Source organism: Pseudoalteromonas sp. TAP-3C, assembly GCF_059888565.1.
The window spans coordinates 867,416-885,922 of sequence record NZ_CM187618.1; the positions used below are offsets into that span (position 1 = coordinate 867,416).

Annotated in this window: 16 protein-coding genes, 1 tRNA gene and 1 pseudogene; 10 read left to right on the forward strand and 8 right to left on the reverse strand. The window is 39.5% G+C overall.

Annotated features, from left to right (window positions below; translation table 11 throughout):
- Window positions 1-118: 118 nt before the first annotated feature.
- The 5 genes from AC6H44_RS04060 to AC6H44_RS04080 all read right to left on the reverse strand — a co-directional run bounded on the left by AC6H44_RS04060 (window position 119) and on the right by AC6H44_RS04080 (window position 4,396).
- Entirely contained in the window at window positions 119-1,417 is a 1,299-nt protein-coding gene (locus tag AC6H44_RS04060) for a sensor histidine kinase (RefSeq protein ID WP_500737665.1), read from the reverse strand.
- 120 nt (window positions 1,418-1,537) lie between these two features.
- Window positions 1,538-2,242, reverse strand: a complete 705-nt coding sequence (locus tag AC6H44_RS04065; protein ID WP_500737667.1) for a response regulator — start codon at window positions 2,240-2,242, stop codon at window positions 1,538-1,540.
- Between the two features lie 26 nt (window positions 2,243-2,268).
- Complete coding sequence (locus AC6H44_RS04070) at window positions 2,269-2,655, reverse strand: DUF3019 domain-containing protein (RefSeq protein ID WP_500737669.1); 387 nt, start codon at window positions 2,653-2,655, stop codon at window positions 2,269-2,271.
- On the reverse strand, window positions 2,645-3,502 hold the full coding sequence (locus tag AC6H44_RS04075; RefSeq protein ID WP_500737671.1) for a MipA/OmpV family protein: 858 nt from the start codon (window positions 3,500-3,502) through the stop codon (window positions 2,645-2,647). Before AC6H44_RS04075 ends, AC6H44_RS04070 begins: the two co-directional genes overlap by 11 nt.
- Window positions 3,503-3,586: 84 nt before the next feature.
- Entirely contained in the window at window positions 3,587-4,396 is an 810-nt protein-coding gene (locus tag AC6H44_RS04080) for a hypothetical protein (protein WP_500737673.1), read from the reverse strand.
- Window positions 4,397-4,512: 116 nt separating this feature from the next.
- Between AC6H44_RS04080 and AC6H44_RS04085 the strand changes: the two genes are divergently transcribed.
- Complete coding sequence (locus AC6H44_RS04085) at window positions 4,513-5,667, forward strand: serine hydrolase domain-containing protein (protein WP_500737674.1); 1,155 nt, start codon at window positions 4,513-4,515, stop codon at window positions 5,665-5,667.
- An 84-nt stretch (window positions 5,668-5,751) separates the two neighbouring features.
- On the opposite strand, the gene yhbY is transcribed toward AC6H44_RS04085, so the two are convergent.
- Complete coding sequence (yhbY, locus tag AC6H44_RS04090) at window positions 5,752-6,048, reverse strand: ribosome assembly RNA-binding protein YhbY (protein WP_500737675.1); 297 nt, start codon at window positions 6,046-6,048, stop codon at window positions 5,752-5,754.
- A gap of 88 nt (window positions 6,049-6,136) precedes the next feature.
- Between yhbY and rlmE the strand changes: the two genes are divergently transcribed.
- The 8 genes and pseudogenes from rlmE (at window position 6,137) to AC6H44_RS04130 (ending at window position 14,293) form a co-directional block, all read left to right on the forward strand.
- Window positions 6,137-6,766, forward strand: coding sequence for a 23S rRNA (uridine(2552)-2'-O)-methyltransferase RlmE (gene rlmE, locus AC6H44_RS04095; RefSeq protein ID WP_500737677.1), 630 nt, complete (start codon window positions 6,137-6,139; stop codon window positions 6,764-6,766).
- 66 nt (window positions 6,767-6,832) lie between these two features.
- Window positions 6,833-8,776, forward strand: coding sequence for an ATP-dependent zinc metalloprotease FtsH (ftsH, locus tag AC6H44_RS04100; RefSeq protein ID WP_500737679.1), 1,944 nt, complete (start codon window positions 6,833-6,835; stop codon window positions 8,774-8,776).
- A gap of 105 nt (window positions 8,777-8,881) precedes the next feature.
- Window positions 8,882-9,727 (forward strand): dihydropteroate synthase, encoded by an 846-nt coding sequence (gene folP, locus AC6H44_RS04105; RefSeq protein ID WP_500737681.1) that lies wholly within the window; start codon window positions 8,882-8,884, stop codon window positions 9,725-9,727.
- Window positions 9,728-11,067, forward strand: a pseudogene (gene glmM, locus AC6H44_RS04110) (phosphoglucosamine mutase).
- A gap of 81 nt (window positions 11,068-11,148) precedes the next feature.
- Window positions 11,149-11,898 carry a triose-phosphate isomerase gene (tpiA, locus tag AC6H44_RS04115; RefSeq protein ID WP_500737683.1) on the forward strand — a complete coding sequence of 250 codons (750 nt, stop codon included), beginning with the start codon at window positions 11,149-11,151 and terminating at the stop codon, window positions 11,896-11,898.
- 1 nt (window position 11,899) lies between these two features.
- Window positions 11,900-12,253: a preprotein translocase subunit SecG gene (gene secG, locus AC6H44_RS04120; RefSeq protein ID WP_500737685.1), complete on the forward strand. Its 354-nt coding sequence runs from the start codon at window positions 11,900-11,902 to the stop codon at window positions 12,251-12,253.
- A gap of 77 nt (window positions 12,254-12,330) precedes the next feature.
- Window positions 12,331-12,414 (forward strand) — tRNA-Leu (locus AC6H44_RS04125).
- A gap of 253 nt (window positions 12,415-12,667) precedes the next feature.
- Window positions 12,668-14,293 (forward strand): methyl-accepting chemotaxis protein, encoded by a 1,626-nt coding sequence (locus AC6H44_RS04130; RefSeq protein ID WP_500737687.1) that lies wholly within the window; start codon window positions 12,668-12,670, stop codon window positions 14,291-14,293.
- 114 nt (window positions 14,294-14,407) lie between these two features.
- Here the strand turns inward: AC6H44_RS04130 and AC6H44_RS04135 are convergent, their stop codons facing one another.
- Both AC6H44_RS04135 and AC6H44_RS04140 read right to left on the reverse strand, forming a co-directional pair.
- Complete coding sequence (locus tag AC6H44_RS04135; protein ID WP_500737689.1) at window positions 14,408-14,815, reverse strand: type 2 periplasmic-binding domain-containing protein; 408 nt, start codon at window positions 14,813-14,815, stop codon at window positions 14,408-14,410.
- Window positions 14,816-14,827: 12 nt separating this feature from the next.
- Window positions 14,828-15,973, reverse strand: a complete 1,146-nt coding sequence (locus tag AC6H44_RS04140) for a porin (protein WP_500737690.1) — start codon at window positions 15,971-15,973, stop codon at window positions 14,828-14,830.
- A gap of 291 nt (window positions 15,974-16,264) precedes the next feature.
- Between AC6H44_RS04140 and AC6H44_RS04145 the strand changes: the two genes are divergently transcribed.
- A complete protein-coding gene (locus AC6H44_RS04145) occupies window positions 16,265-18,487 on the forward strand; it encodes a TonB-dependent receptor (RefSeq protein ID WP_500737691.1) in 2,223 nt (740 codons plus the stop codon).
- Window positions 18,488-18,507: the final 20 nt, after the last annotated feature.

The window sequence follows — 18,507 nt, forward strand, 5'->3', positions numbered from 1 at the left end:
TGTAAATAAATAAAAAGTGCTTATTTGTCTTAGTTGTACAATTATTTCGTTTTAGTGGGCGATATAAATAACATGGATATTGATTGCTTATAAATAGCACTATTTTTTAGTTAGTTTTTTAATTGGCCAAATAATCTAGCTGGGCAAGTGTCAGTGTAATGCAGGCTCCGCCAAGGTGTTCACTTTTACTCACTTTTACCGTGCCGTGATGCCAATCTGCGACTTTTGCAACGATTGCCAACCCTAAGCCATAACTTTTATCACTGCGGTTGCGGTGACAGCGTTCACGGAAAAATGGACTAAATACGTTATGATTATTTTCTTGAGCAATACCAGGTCCATCATCGGCAACGCTGATAGCCAAAACGTTACCTTGCAGTAACGCTGTTATTTTAATCTGCTGATTTGCAAAGTCGCAGGCATTATTAATTAAATTAATAATTGCTCTTGCTAGCCAATGCAAGTCAGCATAAATTGTAAGCTCATCACACTCTAAAGAAAGAGTAAGCGAGCGTGAGGCTATTTTAGGTTCGAGCTGCAACACGATATCATCAAGATAATGCTTAAGGTTGGCTGATGAATAAGTCAGTTTATTGGCATTTTGCTCTAAAGTAGCAAACGCTAAATAGCTTTTTAGCATTGATTCCATATGATCTAAATCAGTTTCCATTCGGGTTAGATAATGCTTTATTTTTTCCTTGTCATGACTATCAAGCGCGGCGTCTACACCAAAACGTAAACATGCAATTGGGGTTCTAATATCATGAGATAGACTAGAAGCCATAAGTTTATTTTCAGCAACTAGCTTCTCAATTTGACTTGCCATGCGGTTAAAGGTTAGTTCAACATCTTTTATATAAGTAAAGCGAGAGGGTTTAATGCGCGCTTTTACGTTACCCGATGCAAATTGTTTTGCTGCTTCATTTAATACGGTGAGGCGTTTTGCTAATGGGGTGATAATAAAACCCATAAAAACACATAAGCCAGTATAAAATAATAGCGTTAAAATAATGTCATTTCGTTGTGTGGTTTCATAAGCTTTATCTAGACGCATAGCTAAATGATAAGGACTCAATGCATCATTAGTGTAAAGCATGTAAAAGCCTTGCTCGTCTTCGAGTATTAACCCGCCTTGAGTTTGCATTTTATCTAATAGCGCTAAGGGCAGTGCTAGCGACTGATTTAATTTGTAGTTGAGTATAAGGTTAAAGTCAGCGGCTAGCTTTGTTACTTGTTGCGGGCGAGCATCGGGTTTTAGTGGCGTGAGCTGATTACTTAACCCAACAATAATTTGACTTTGAACGCTAAACTCATCTAACGGTGTGCGCGTTTGCTGGCTAAATGCATCTATAAGCCAACCTAAAACAATAATTGAAAGCAGTGCACTGCCAAGTAGTGAAATATAAAACTTTTTCATTGATGCTATTCCGTGTTAACAGTGCAGGCTTACTGTATGAACTAACGTTTATTGTTATAGCGCTTATTACTTATACATGTTATTTATACATGTTATTTATACATGCTCAAGGGTGAAAATTTACCACGCGGTAGTCACAAATAAATAGCCTCTACCCCAAATGGTTTTAATTTTTTCTGGTTTTTGCGAGTCATCATTAAACTTTTTACGCAAAGCAGAAATAAGCACATCAACGCTTCTGTCTAGTCCATCATATTCTCTGCCTTTAATTGCTTTAAACACGGCATCGCGCGATACAACTTGGCCTGCGTTACTGGCTAAGTAATGTAGTAACTGATACTCAGCGCTTGAAATGTTCACATCCTGTTTATTTAGAGTAACGTTGCGTGATTCAGTATTAATACTTAACTGGCCAATATTAACTATCTGCGGTTGAGCATCAACTTTAGGTATTTCGCTGCTATAGCGTAAAGCCGATTTGATGCGGGCAAGTAATGCGCGAGGGCGCACAGGTTTCATAATATAATCATAAGCGCCTACTTCAAGCCCAATAACCTCATCCATTTCCTCATCGCGGGCGGTGAGCATTATAATTGGGGCATGATAAAAACTACTCAACTCGCGGCATACATTAATGCCATCAAGCCCTGGGAGCATTATATCGAGTAAAATAAGTTGTGGATTTAAGCGTTTTACTTGGCTTATAACTTCATCACCCCGATGGCATATATGCACAATATAGCCTTGCTCTGTTAAATACTCATTTACCCACTGTGCAAGGGAGATGTCATCTTCAACCAGTAAAATAGTACCGTAATTATCCATACGTTTTTTGTATACCTATTATTAATTTAAAATAATCGCCAGCGTCGTTTTTTTTGTCTGTTTTGATACACCCATTGTAATTTTACTTCTGTTGTAGCAATTACTTTTGAAGTATTACTATCAAACAGTTCAAATGAAATACTGTGGGTTGAATCGAAGGTATAATTAAAGGAGCCGTATTGTTGTTTAAGCCAGCATTGCATAATGTATTTTGAGGTGGCGTCGCGTAAACAATAATTACCAATTTGTGGCTGTTGCCATGACAAAACCACATCTGCATAACAGTGGCGTCCTTCACGTAAAGCAACACAGGTATCAGGAACCGCATTAAATTGAGAAGGCTCCTCTGTGGGGGATGCAAACAGTGAACCTGAGTAACTAAACAGTAAATAATAAAAAAATCTACAGTACATAACGTACGCCTACCTTGGCTTTATGCTGATATCCTTGAGAAATAATAGGGCTGTCATTAATTTCTTTTGAAAACCATGTGCTTAACCAGCCTGCTAAAAAGACCCAATCTTGATTAATAGGGTATTCAGCATGAAATTCAAAGATGATACTGGTGCTGTCATTGGTCGTGTAAATTGGGCGTGTTGCGGTTGCTTCATCACTATCAATACCAAAATAATAGTTTGTAAAATCAGCTGAATAGGCGCTTAAGCCAATTCCAGAGCGAAACTCCCAATTGCGCCAAGGCTGAATATGACTAAAAAATACGTTTGCAACCCAGCCATTATGAGCCCCTGATATATCATGTAAGTATTCAAGAGAGATTTGCGAACTGTCAAATCGACGTGTAAGTCGAAGGCCAGTATCAAAGTCATAGTTACGCTTTTTTATTCCGCGCAGGGAATCAATTATCCCGTCGTCATAAAAGCCTAGACCTTGTTCATCAAACCCGGCTTGGGCATTAGTGCCTAATAAGTCAAGTTCCCAATTATATTTATTAATTATGCTATAACCTAAAACAAGTCCGCCGCTGAGTTGGTTATGGTCAAAATCAAGATAAAAATTATCGTAAGAAACCGCAAGGCTTAAATCTAATTCAGCACCCACATCGTAGGATTTCATACCGACCAAATAAGAGTCTTCTATGTAATAACTTGCCCCAGCGCTCCAATCCCATGCAAAACCTGAAGTGGGTTGTAAAGTGTTATCCGCATAGTAACGATTACTAGCGGTGCTCTGAGTACTAAAAATAAGTGCAAAAAATAAGGATACACAATGTAGTAATTGTTTTTGTTTGAAGTACTTCATCCTTGGAACCTAAATTAGATTTTGCTAAAAAGCGTAGTATATTGTCAAACCCTTAGCTAAATCTGTAAAAAAATGTAGTGATCGTTAATGAACCTTAATTTTATCAATAAGTATGCTGCTTAAGTAAAACTGTATCATCGGGGTCAATGCACTTATTTCAGTACGCGTACACGGGCCTTGTTGTTTAGTTAAACTACTAAGTTTGGTAAGTGTTTTATACGCAGGCACAGTTACTTTATTATTAAGCTCAGCACGTTTTAAGCGAGCCTGTTCAGTATTTTGTTTATGAACAAATGCGACAACCTCTAATTCGTTGGTGATCTTTTTTTCTTCAGTAACGCTATAAATTAATGGTTCACGATGAAAACTTGCGCTGTTTATTGACGACTTAGCAAACCACACTACGTCACCCGATGCCCTATGAGTTAGGCGCATACTCACTTGTGCAAATATATTTGCACATTGCTGAAAAGGGTACTGTTGCGCAACCGCTGAAAACAATGCGGAGAATTCTTCTGGCGGCGTTAGCGTGTATTTGGCATCATCTATAAATTCAAGGTCAACCTGATGAATTGCTAACGTGTAATCACTATGGTTGCTTTTAGTGACCTTAAGCTGTTTATCGTTCAATGCTTGACTAATTTGCGAGACTAAGGTGTCAGTGACGCTTGCACGGTCAACTAATACTCTGACAGTTTGATTTGTTTTTACATTATGAGCTGGTAATTGCACAGACTTTACTTTTGGAGGCGTATAATCTGCTTCATACTTAATTTGGTAAGTTTGGCTTTTAAGTATTGGCTTTATAGGCATTGCTATGAGTTTTGCAGGTTGCTGAATAACAGCACAGCTCGAAGTTAATATGATACAAAGTGATACAACTAAAAAACGCATAAATATTTTACATCCACCCAAAAGCCATTAATTGGTCATATTGTACGTTAGTCCAAGCAAAAGTTCATGATATTATAAAGATTGATTATGATTAAAAAAAGAAAAATTAACTAAGCATGAAATATCTTAACTCCTTACCCATCTATTTTTTTGCTTTGTGTCTTGTAGGAACGCACATTCAAGTGCACGCTAACACAGATCCTGATTGGGAAGCCTTTGTTAAAAGTTATGGGCGTTATGCAGAGCAAAAACTAAAAATAAAAAAAATTCCAGGAGGGGCACTTTCTATTGTCAATTCTCAAGCGCCTGATTATATTCATACTATGGGGTACACAAAGGTGCGTGGAGGTCAAAAAATTAACCCTCACACCCGGTTTCGTTTAGCGTCCGTGTCTAAAACTTTTGCAGGCTCGTTGGCGGCTAAACTTGCAAACAAAAATTTGCTTAATTTGTATTTACCGGTTAGCTATTATATTCCTGAGTTTAAACAAACGAGCTACGAAGATGATTTAAAAGTATTCCATATTCTTAGCCATTCTAGCGGATTAGTACCCAATGCATACGATAACTTAATAGAATCGCGAATGGGGTATACAGACATCGTTGAAAAGCTACTGAGCGTAGAACCTATTTGCGACCCTGGTGACTGCTATGGCTATCAAAATGTGATGTTTAGTTTAATTGACGACGTGATTTTAAAAAGTACCAGTAAAACTTATACCCAGTGGCTCAATGACGCCTTTTTTACCCCTTTAAAAATGAAAGACGCAAGTTTAGGTTACGATGCCATGGTGCAAGATAATAACTATGCACATCCTCACGTTCGCGGTAAAAAGCGCTGGTACAGTGCCCGTTTGAAAAAGAATTATTACAAAGTGGCACCGGCGGCCGGTGTTAACGCCAGTGCTTCTGATATGGCTATTTGGTTAAATGCGCAACTTGGACGCTATCCAGAGGTTTTATCGTTAGAGGCGTTAGCAACACAAACACGTCCTTATACACATACTAAAAAAGAGCGTTACAGACGAGTATGGCGAGAGCATATGAATGAAGCTTATTATGGCTTGGGTTGGCGTGTTTATGATTATGATAACGAGACTCTTTATTATCATAGCGGATGGGTGCAAGGATATCGTAGTGATTTGGTGGTTTTCCCGCACTTAAATGTTGGCTTTAGTTTAATATTAAATGCAGAGTCAGGGCTTATAAATGAGCTAACAACCGAATTTATAAATCGCTTATTGACCTATAAGCGAGGTGAAAAAGGGTGAAAAGTCGTCGATACGTCAACCACAGCGTTATAGTCACATATAAAAAAACCAGCTAAAGCTGGTTTTTTAAATTAGGACCGAAAATTAACCGCGAGGAAGATGAATTTTTTTCTCAGCGCTTTGACGGTAAAGTACAATTGTATGACCAATTGTTTGTAATTTTGTAGCGGCGGTTTCGCGAACAATCGCATCAAAAATAAGTTTTTTGGTTTCGCGATCGTCAGTGGGTACTTTCACTTTGATTAATTCGTGAATTTCTAACGCACTTTGAATTTCAACGACTACACCTTCGGTTAAACCGTTAGAACCTAGTAATACTACAGGCTTAAGGCTGTGTGCCTTGCCTTTTAAAAACTGCTTTTGTTTGTTTGATAATGTCATGATTTTACAAATTTTGCTGAATATGGCTTGAATTAAGGGTATTCTAACGCCATCTAAGAAATATTACTAATTAGTTGCGTGTTAATTTATGACAAATAAAAAACAGTCAGCCAGTTCACAACGTTGGCTTAAAGAACATTTTGATGATAAATATGTTCAAGAGGCGCAAAAAAAAGGCTGGCGTTCACGAGCTATTTTCAAATTAGATGAAATACAAAACAAAGATAAGTTATTGCGTCCAGCAATGACCGTTGTTGATTTAGGGGCAGCGCCTGGCAGTTGGTCACAATACTTAGTCGAAAAAGTAGGTGATAAAGGCCAGGTGGTTGCATGTGATATATTACCAATGGATTCATTAGCGGGTGTTGACTTTTTACAAGGCGATTTTCGTGAAGAAGCCGTACTTGATGCGCTGTTAAAACGTATTGATGGTAAAAATGTAGATGTGGTATTGTCTGATATGGCACCTAACATGAGTGGTAATAATTCGGTTGATCAAGCAGGTAGTATGTACTTGGTTGAGCTTGCGCTTGATATGTGTCATCAAGTTTTAAAGAAAAATGGTGTGTTTATTGTTAAAGTGTTTCAAGGTGAAGGCTTTGATCAATATTTGCAAGATGTACGTAATAGTTTTAAGACAGTAAAAATACGTAAACCGGATGCCTCGCGTGCCCGTTCACGGGAAGTATATATAGTAGCGACTGGATACAAACTGTAGTACAGTTGCAGGGCGTTTAGTTGAATTTAAATTAATTGGATACAAGAGGTTAACCCCTTGAGCGATATGGCGAAAAATCTAATACTCTGGCTGGTCATTGCAGTTGTGCTTATGTCAGTATTTCAGAGCTTTAATGGCGGCGATCAAGTTGATCGTCAAACAAGTTACAGTCAATTTGTTAAAGAAGCCCGAAACGGCTCTATACAAGAAGTGTCAATTGAAAGTACAAGTGGCACAATTACGGGTATAAAAAACAGTGGCGAGCGTTTTCAAACGATTATGCCTATTTATGACAAAGATATTTTAAATGATTTGTTAAAAGGTGATGTCACAGTCAAAGGCGTTAAGGCTGAAGAACAATCATTTTTAGCAAGCATTTTCATCTCTTGGTTCCCTATGATTTTGTTAATCGGGGTATGGATTTTCTTTATGCGCCAGATGCAAGGTGGCGGTGGTAAAGGCGCCATGTCATTTGGAAAGAGTAAAGCGCGCTTAATGGGTGAAGATCAGGTAAAAACCACCTTTGCGGATGTAGCCGGTTGTGATGAAGCCAAAGACGATGTCACTGAATTAGTGGATTTTTTACGCGACCCTTCAAAATTCCAAAAATTAGGTGGCAGTATCCCTAAAGGCGTATTAATGGTAGGGCCTCCTGGTACGGGTAAAACCTTACTTGCGAAAGCCGTTGCAGGTGAAGCAAAAGTGCCATTTTTCACTATTTCAGGGTCTGATTTTGTTGAAATGTTTGTTGGTGTGGGTGCATCACGTGTGCGCGACATGTTCGAGCAAGCTAAAAAAGCGGCGCCTTGTATTATATTTATCGACGAAATCGATGCTGTTGGTCGTAAACGGGGTGCTGGTATGGGAGGCGGTCACGATGAACGTGAGCAAACGCTTAACCAAATGCTCGTTGAAATGGATGGGTTTGAAGGCAATGAAGGTATTATCGTTATTGCAGCTACCAACCGTCCTGATGTATTAGATCCAGCACTACTGCGCCCAGGTCGTTTTGACCGCCAGGTTGTGGTAGGGTTACCGGATATTCGTGGTCGTGAGCAAATTCTTAAAGTTCACATGCGTAAAGTCCCGCTAGGGGATAATGTTGAAGCGGCAGTGATTGCCCGCGGCACGCCTGGCTTTTCAGGTGCTGACCTTGCTAACCTAGTCAACGAAGCTGCGCTTTATGCTGCTCGTGGCAACAAGCGTGTTGTCAGTATGGCTGAATTTGACGCTGCAAAAGATAAAATCATGATGGGTGCCGAGCGCAAAACCATGGTGATGAGCGAGCAAGAAAAAGAAATGACGGCTTACCATGAAGCTGGCCACGCTATTGTGGGTCGCATGGTGCCAGAACATGATCCGGTTTATAAGGTGTCTATTATTCCACGCGGTCGTGCACTGGGTGTCACTATGTATTTACCAGAGCAAGATCGTGTTAGTCATTCTAAAGAGCTTTTAGAATCAATGATTTCAAGCCTTTACGGTGGTCGTATTGCTGAGGCTATCATTTATGGTGAAGACAAAGTCACCACTGGCGCTAGTAATGACATTGAACGTGCAACAGACATTGCTCGTAAAATGGTGACGCAATGGGGGTTAAGTGAAAAACTAGGCCCATTACTTTACGCTGAAGATCAAAACGAAATGTACATGGGTGGCGGCGGTGGTCGTTCTATGAGTATGTCGGATGAAACAGCGAAGGTGATTGATTCAGAAGTGCGTTTATTTTCAGATAGAAACTATCAGCGTGCTGAAAAAATATTAAGAGACAATATCGATATTCTCCATGCTATGAAAGATGCTTTAATGAAGTATGAAACCATTGATGCAAAGCAAATTGATGATTTAATGGCACGTCAGCCTGTGCGTGAACCACGTGATGCGCATGACCGCCATGAGCCTAAAGCAGAAAAAGACGCTGTTTCTAATGAAAAGTCAGTTGATGACGTAGAAAAACCAACTGATGAATCTAAAAAAGATGAAACAAACCTTGATGATAAAGCTGAATAATCGTTAAAATAGCGTAACCAAAAGCCCCGAATCTCGGGGCTTTTTTGTATCATTTTGATGTAAATAATCAACATGACACTCTACAGACTAATTTTAAGGTTAGCGATGAATAATAAACTTAACCTTGCCCGTGGCCGAACACTTGACCTTGCACAGCCTGTTATTATGGGAATAGTAAATGTTACCCCCGATTCATTTTCTGATGGCGGTCAATTCTTAAATACAACGGCTGCAGTAAGTCATGCCATGCAATTACTCGATGAGGGTGCGACTATTTTGGATATAGGTGGCGAATCAACACGCCCAGGTGCACCCGATGTAGTGCTTGAAGAAGAGCTAAAGCGCGTTATTCCTATCATTAAAGCAATTCGTGAGCAAAGTGACAGCTTTATATCAATTGATACCAGTAAAGCTGAGGTTATGCGCCAAGCAATAGAGGCGGGTGCTGATATTGTCAATGATGTACGAGCATTACAAGAACCCAATGCATTACAGGTAGTCGCACAGTTTCCTGACGTGGCAATATGCTTGATGCATATGCAAGGGCAACCTCGTAGTATGCAAAATAATCCTCATTATGATGACTTAGCCAGCGAAATAAATGACTTTTTTAGTCAGCGAATAGCTGCTTGTGAAGCGGTGGGTATTAAACAAAGCCAGTTAATTTTAGATCCTGGGTTCGGTTTTGGAAAAACATTAACTCACAATTACCAAATATTGGCTCAATTTAACAATTACAACAAATTTGGATTACCACTTTTAGCCGGTTTATCACGTAAATCAATGATTGGTAATTTATTAAATAGAAAAACACAAGACAGGTTAGCTGGTAGTTTAGCTGGTGCATTAATAGCAGCACAAAACGGTGCACAGATTATTCGGGTGCATGATGTAAAAGAAACCGCAGATGTGCTTGGCGTATATCAAGCCTGCAAACAAGGAGTACTATAAATGAAAGAAAGAAAATATTTTGGCACCGATGGCGTGCGTGGTTTAGTGGGTCAAGGACCAATCAATCCAGAGTTTGCAATGAAATTAGGGTGGGCTGCAGGGCGAGTTCTCTCTCAACATGGCACAAAAAAAGTTATTATAGGTAAAGATACCCGTATTTCTGGTTATATGCTTGAAACCGCTTTGGAGTCAGGTTTAATTGCAGCGGGTATTGATGTTATTTTACTGGGTCCAATGCCAACGCCTGCCGTTGCTTATTTAGCACAAACATTTCGTGCTGAAGCCGGTATTGTGATCAGCGCTTCACACAACCCTTATTATGATAATGGTATAAAGTTTTTTAATGGCCAAGGTTTAAAGCTTGATGATGAAGTAGAGCTACAAATAGAAGCGATGCTTGATGAACCTATGACGTGTGTTGCTTCAGATAAGTTAGGTAAAGCAACGCGTTTACCCAGTGCTGATGGTCGTTATATTGAATTTTGTAAAAGTCAGTTTCCACAAGGGCTATCGCTTGAGGGAATTAAGATTGTTCTAGATTGTGCTAACGGGGCTACTTATCATATTGCACCATCGGTAATGCGAGAGCTTGGTGCTGAGGTAATTACTCATGCATGTGAGCCAAATGGAGTGAATATTAACCATGAGTGTGGTGCAACGCATGTAGATACGTTAAAACGTAAAGTGCTTGAGTACAAAGCGGATGTGGGGATTGCTTATGATGGCGATGGCGATCGTGTAATGATGGTGGATCATAACGGTCGTGTATTTGATGGCGACGATTTAGTTTATATTATTGCATGCCAAGCTGCACAGGACGACAATTTAGGCGGCGGGGTTGTTGGTACTGTTATGTCAAATATGGGACTTGAAAACGCACTTAAAGCTAAAAACATCGCATTTGCCCGTAGCAAAGTCGGGGATCGCTATGTTATGGAGCTATTACAACAAAAAGGTTGGAAGATTGGGGGGAAAGCTCAGGCCATGTATTAAATCTTGATTTAATCAGCACAGGTGATGGCATTATCTCAAGCTTGCAAGTGCTTGCGGCGATGGTGGCTCAAAACCGTACATTGCAAGATTTAGGCGCAGGTTTTGTCAAGTACCCAATGAAAATGATTAATGTGCGCTACACACCAGGGACCGATCCGACCCAAGCACCAGAGGTGTTAGCAGCAGTGGCAGAAGTTGAACAAAGCTTAGCTGATAAGGGCCGTGTTTTATTGCGTAAATCAGGTACAGAGCCTGTCGTGCGTGTAATGGTTGAAGCAGAGCAAGAAAAAATCGTAATAGACAGTGCGCAAAAAATTGCCGCAGTTGTTGAATCTATGAGCAAATAAGCTGATTGATAACAATAACCTCTTGTAACTTTGGGCGAGTCGAGTTAATATCTCGCCCGCTTTCTAACGTGGAGTGGGAAAATGGCAACACGCAAGGCGATGGTCGCCGGCAACTGGAAAATGAATGGTTCATTAGAGCTGGTTAAACAATTGTCTGATGCTATAAACGATGCTAAATCTTCTGAAGTAAACATTGTTTTATTTCCTCCGTTTCCACTGTTATCAGCAATGGTTGCTAGTGGTGTAAGAACAGGCGCACAAACAGTGTCTGAAAACACACCAGGTGCATTTACTGGTGACGTTGACGCTGAACTAATCAAGCAGTTAGGTGCTCACTATGTGCTTGTTGGTCACTCTGAGCGACGCAGTATATACAAAGAAAGCAATGAAACCGTTGCTGCAAAATTTGCACGTGCTCAGCAGGTAGGTCTAATCCCTATTTTATGCGTTGGTGAAAGCGAACAAGAGCAAGACAACGGTCAAACAGAACAAGTAATTGCTGCCCAACTTGACGCAGTAATTAATAAATTAGGTGTAGCAGCACTCAAAGATTCTGTGATAGCATATGAGCCCGTTTGGGCCATAGGCACAGGTAAAACTGCATCGCCTGAACAGGCACAAACTGTTCACAAATTTATCCGTGAAAAAATTGCTGCATTAGACAGCGATTTAGCACAAGGGCTAACCATCTTATATGGTGGTAGCGTTAACGAAAAAAATAGCGAATTATTATTTGCACAAACAGATATAGACGGCGGCTTAATTGGCGGTGCAAGTTTAAAAGCAGATTCATTTACTGCTATCTGTAATAGTGCAAAAGGGACCGTATAAGATGTACGAAATTTTATTAGTAGTGTATTTAATTGTAGCTTTAGCGCTTGTTGGTATGGTTTTAATTCAACAAGGTAAAGGCGCCGACATGGGCTCATCATTTGGTGCAGGTGCGTCGTCTACAGTTTTTGGCTCTTCTGGTGCTGGTAACTTCATGACCAAAAGTACAACAACGTTAGCGACAATCTTTTTTGTGCTAAGTATTGTTTTAGGTAACTTAACCGCCGGGCAAATTAAAAAAACCGATGAATGGGAAAATTTAGAAGCAGCTCCGGCAGTAGAGACAGTGACTCCTGTTGAAGAAGATGTACCAGTTTCATCTACTAAAGAGCAAAGCTCTGATGTGCCAAATTAGTTATAATTAAATTGTTAGGTTGCTTTTTTCCTCAAATTGGCTTTTAAAACTTAACACCAAGCAACAGCTTAAAAAATGCGGATGTGGTGGAATTGGTAGACACGCTACCTTGAGGGGGTAGTGCTTTCGGGCGTGGGGGTTCAAGTCCCCCATCCGCACCAAATATAAAAACCAGTAGCAGCAATGTTACTGGTTTTTTTTGTATCAAAATTTTACAAAGTCAATAAGTAGTTATTTAATCGTAAAGTTGACCATTGAATAGAACCCTCTATAGTCTAACTATCAATATTTATGAAAAATGTGACGTATAATTTAATTATAAGTATAAAAAATGCCTAAAAGTTAAAAATAAAGTTAACATTTACGTGTATTAAGCCGATAATAACAATAGACAATTAAATGGGGTAAATGAATATGGCTTATGGTTTCTCTTTTAAAAACCTTAGCATTACCAAAAAAATACATGCAATTACATTTATAGCGATTATCGCATTTTTAGTCATTGTTTTGGTTAACTATGTTGCGATGAATGAAAATCGTATATCACTTGATGAAATGCAAAAATCTTCTTATAAAGTCGCTAAATTAACGCTCAGGAATGTCAGTGTTTTAGAAAAGTTGGATGAATTATATACTCAGGCTGTAACCTTTGGCGAACAAGATTTAGTCATTAAAGCGCGGGAAACGTACACAAACCTAGTAACCAACTTAGAGGAGATTGAAGCAATTAACAACAGCTACGTTAATGATGAGACCAAAACGCAGCTTGCAAATTATGAGAAAATATCGTCAACCATTGCAAACGGAATGATTAACGGCACTGCCGATTTTAGTAAAATACAACAACAGGCCCAGCTAAAAACAAGTCTTTATGACGCTGTGTTAGTAAATTTAAAAAATGCACAACAAAAAGCAGACGATCGTTTTTTTCAATTAGTAGAAAATACAAAAGAGCGCTCCGATGACGCACTGAACTTAATGCTCATTGTTACAGCTGTGTCGCTTGCCCTATTATTATTTATGGCTATTTGGATTGCACGAAATATAGGCTCATCAGCGAGCGACGCAGCTCGTAATTTGAGTTTACTTGCAAGCGGTAAGGGGTCGTTAAGCACTAAGCTCGCGGTTAACTCTGAGGATGAAATAGGCCAAGTATCAATAAACTTTAATGCATTTATTAGCCTGCTTAGAGAAACCGTTTTAGAAGTTATTGCCGTATGTGAACCCTTGATGGAAAACTCTACACGTCTTGTACAAGGGATGGAGCGAGCAGAGCAAGCAACCACAAAACAGACTACAGATGCCGATATTGTTAAACAGTCAATGGAAGAAATGAAGCAAAGTGTGGGTGATATTTCTCAATCTGCGGCGAGTGCCTCTAATGCGGTACAAACAGCAGAAAAAGAAGTAGATCAAAGCCGTATACAAGTAAAGACATCGGTTAATGCGTCGAGTACCTTAAGCAACGAAATAAACTTAGCCGCAAATACGATTAATAAACTAGCAGACGACACTAAAAACGTATCGCAAATATTAAATGTAATTACATCGATTGCAGAGCAAACAAACCTTTTAGCGCTTAATGCGGCGATAGAAGCAGCACGTGCCGGTGAGCATGGACGCGGTTTTGCGGTGGTTGCCGATGAAGTTCGAGAGCTTGCTTCTCGTACTGCGCAATCAACCAATGAAATTCGTGAGTTATTAAGTACCTTAAGTACAGCGGCTAATGAGTCGGTAACGGCCATGAACTCAGCTCGCGATATGGCAACCAATAATGCCAGTGCAGCAGAGCAAACGGGCATATCTATTGAAAAAATAGCAGAACAAATATTAGAAATTAATGGTATGAACTCACAAATTGCAGCAGCCACTGAAGAGCAAACGTCAGTAGCGGCAATGGTGGTTGATAATGTATCAAATATGCATGTTTCCTTTGAAGACACCATGAGCTCACTTAAAGCAGTAAGAGATGTTGCTAAAAATTTACATTACTTATCTGATAATTTATTAGATGCAACGGCTAAGTTTAAGATTGAATAATTAATACTGCCGGTTTCTTTAATAGTGATATTTAGTTAGCAAAAAAGCCCGCAATAAATTTTATTGCGGGCTTTTGTATTATGTCAAACCACTTTAAGGTGGTATATGTTTAGGTTAAAACTTACCCACTACTTTTACGTTATCGCTAACTTTTGAGCTATCTATATAACCAATTGCATCTGCATTAGCAGCTACAAACTCAATAACGGCTTGGTCGTTATTAAGTTTATTAGGTGGCGTACCTTTTCCAGTAAAAATCAGCTTAGACCAATAGGCATTTAATTGGCTTCCCGATTTACCTACCAGTTTATTGTTAAATTCGTCGGCCACTGCATTACCATCTTGATCAACAGGGTTTATCTTGGTGCCATCAGCAAACGATTTACTTTTACCTAGGTATATTTTTTGAATATCATCCTGGCTAATTGTATTGCTATTGGCAGGATTAACGATCACTGCAACTTCGGCAAACGCTATTGAACTACACAGTGTTAACGCACTGGCTAAAATTATTTTTTTCATTATTCGCTCCAATTAAAATACTAAATCAACGCCAACGGCGATAACATCAGTTTCAGTATTTGTTATGTCATCTTTTAAGCGACTAAAATCTACTTTTAAAGCAGCTGCTGGGTGAAAGTCATAACGCGCACCAATAGTGTAAACATTACTTTTTGCTTTAGAGCCATCTAATAAAATATTAATTCCTTGATTAAGAGCAGGAACGGCAGTGAGAGCGTTATACCGGTTATTATCATGCTTATCGTCGTTATTTTCATAGGTTAAATGAACAAGCCATTCGTCCATACGATAGCCTAAAGAGGTATAGTATTGAGACTGTTTTGCTAACGCACTATTTTTGACCTCAAATTGAGTGTATTCAGCGTCAAATAAAATATTGTTGTAGTCAATAGAAAAACCCAATGCTAAGAATGTACCGTCATCTTCATCTATTGCAATGTTATCAGCTTGTTCAATAAAGCCAGAGTTGCGTAGAGTTTGCTCTAACCCATTAAGTGCCATCCCTTCTGGCGTATCGTTTTCGATAGCAATAGTGGTATCGGCAATAAAGTACGCGGCTCGCGCGCTAAACCAATCATAACCAAGCGTCCAGTTCAAACCCGCGATATCATTTAGCTCTGTATCACCATTGACTGATACAACCGCAATGTCATCGTCAAAGCTGCCGTATATAACTTGAACCGTTGAGTCCCAATCACCCAATTGTGTGTTATGCAATAAACTTAAACCCTCATAAGTTGAAAATGGTAAGTTGTACACAGACTGAGGAGGACGTACCCAACGGTAAGTATAACCCACATCTAAAAAGTCAGAGTAACGATAAAACGGTACACGCAATTTACCAGCGCTAACCTGTAACTCATCTGTGAACTCATAAGTTAAATAAGCCCATTCAAACTCGGCGTCAAAATCGTTTTCGCCGCGAGCCACTATTTGTGCTGTGGCGGTTAATTTTTCTTGTAAGTCAGCGGTTAGCTGAAGTGCAAACAAGCTTTCATTTTTAAATGAAATATCGTCATCATAGCCGTACAAAGGTTGATTGTTGTCAAGTGACTTACCACCAACAATTGAAGCAAACCCGTTAATACGAACATCAGCACTGGCATTGCTTGTGGCAAGTGCGCAACAAACTGCTACTGCTACAGATAGTTTTTTCATTGTGTATCCTATTTAGTTTCATGTGTTTCCCCGTGTAGTATAAGGTTAGTGTTTACTTTTTTCTAATCTAAATTAACAAATTATTATTTTTATTGGTTTGTAAGGTTAATATTTAGTAATAAAGGGTTGTTTTTTGAATAAGCGAAACTAAAATATTTATATTGTAACTTTAATGTAATATAATGCCCTCCCAGAGGAAAGATGCATCAAAAGCATCTTTTTTTATGCCTACTGTTTATGTTGTTTACACAGCATAACGCATAATTAAATTAATCCCCTTTGGAGAAAACCTTGAAATTACGCACCCTCTCACCGTTAAGTTTAGCGGTTATTGCAGCCCTAACGACTGCCGTAAATGCACAAGAAGCTAAAACAACAGCCAAGCAAGATGCGTTTGAAAAAATTGAAGTAACAGCACGTAAACGTACTGAGAGCTTGTTTGAATCTCCAACTGCAATCACATCAATAGGTGCCAATCTTATTGATAAAGCCAATATGAGTAACTTAGAAGATATTGGTAAGTACGTCCCTAACTTAAATATTACCCGTTATGGTGTAGGTAACGCAGCACATGCTTCTGTTTTTATTCGGGGTATTGGCTTACAAGATCACATTATAACCACAGATCCAGGCGTGGGTGTTTATCTAGACGGTGTTTACCTAGGTCGCCAAATGGGCTCTAACTTGTCGCTTCCTAATGTTGAGCGTGTTGAAGTACTGCGCGGACCACAAGGCACACTTTATGGTCGCAATACACTCGGTGGAGCTGTAAACGTCATCACTAAACAACCAGGTGATGAAGGTATTTTAACCAGCACAGCTAAGGTCGGTAGCCGTGGTCGAGTGGCTGGTGATATTTACTTTAATAATGCACTAACCAATGATTTAAGCATGTCAGCAAGTGCGTCATATAAGCAACGTAATGGTGTGGGTACTGCGGTAAATTTAATTAATCCTGAAAAAGAAATAGGTGAAGAGCAAGAGTTTAGTGGTCGTATTGCCGTTAAATATGACGCAACGAGTGATTTAGCATTTACTTTCTCGTTAGATGGGGTTGATAACGAATCAGGTCAATCACCGTATACTATTGAGCTGACAGATTCATTAGACTCAAGTAATGTATTTAATGGCGATTTTCCATTATTAACTGAAAACCTAATTCCTCAAAACCCTGATGACTTAGGAACAACGGTTGCGGGTATTGAGTCAACCTCATATTCTGGTTGGGGTACGTCTTTTACAGCCGACTGGGCGATTAATAACACGTATACAACTAAGTTTATTTCAAGCTACCGTACCTCTGAGTATGAAGGTGGTCTAGATGATGATGCATCGCCACTTAATTTATCTGAGTTTCCAGAAGTGGGTGGCGCAGATCAATACTCTTTTGAAGTTCAGCTAAACGCCACGTTTGATAAAATGGACTTTGTATCGGGATTATATTTCTTTAATGAAGATGGCTTTACTCGCTCTGAAGACTTTGTATTTAGCCCATTTAACACGCCTGATGGCCTGTTAAACGATGGCGTTACTCCGTCATTTGGTGGCTTAGGTTTCTTTGAAATCAATCAAGAAACCAACTCATACGCCGCTTATATTAACGGTAGCTACGATTTAACGGATGATTTAACAATAGGCGGTGGCCTGCGTTATTCAGAAGATAAAAAAGATGCCAATGCGATTTTTCCAACCTTCGCAGAGCGTAAATACATCAGTGCAGATTTTAATGCCGTGACATGGGACATTAATGCCTCATACCAGCTTAGCAATAATATGAATGTGTACGGCCAAGTGCAAAAAGGTTACCAAACAGGTGGTTTCCCTCCGCGTCCATTTGGTGGTGCTGATCAGTTTATATCGTTCGATGAAACCAAAGCCGTTAACTACGAAATTGGGTTAAAAGGCCAAGTGCATGAAAATGTGTCTATGATGTTGGCGATGTTTGTGACCGATTACACTGATTTAGCATTGCCATTCTCAGATCCAACCGCAGGCGGTGGTTTTGTTACTATTGTTGAAAATGCAGGCCAGTCTAAAGCACAAGGTATTGAGCTTGAAACCACTGTTGCGATCACCGACGACTTTACTATTCGCAGTGCCGTAGGTTACTTAGACTCTGAAATTACCGAAGTAGCCGAGGGCGTTCAAGGTATTGGCAAAGGCGACTCGCCCGCACTCACGCCTCGTTGGACGGTCATGGTTGCGCCTTCTTACTTTGTTGATTTAAGCAATGGTGGCACAGTAGCACTTAATGCAAATTATTCGTACCGCAGCGAAATGCAAGGGCAGTCAGTATTCAATAAAAGTGAAACCATTGATTCTCGTGAGCTAGTGGGTTTTAATATTTCTTACACTAACCCATACGGCGATATGGAAATCACTCTTTATGGTGAGAACGTATTAAACGAAGTTTATGATGTAGGTCGTTTGCAACAAACAGGGTTTGTTGGCGTAATGCGCAGTAATGATCGTAGTGAATTTGGTTTGAAATTGAAAAAAGATTTCGAGCTGTAGTTACTATAAAATTTAAATGT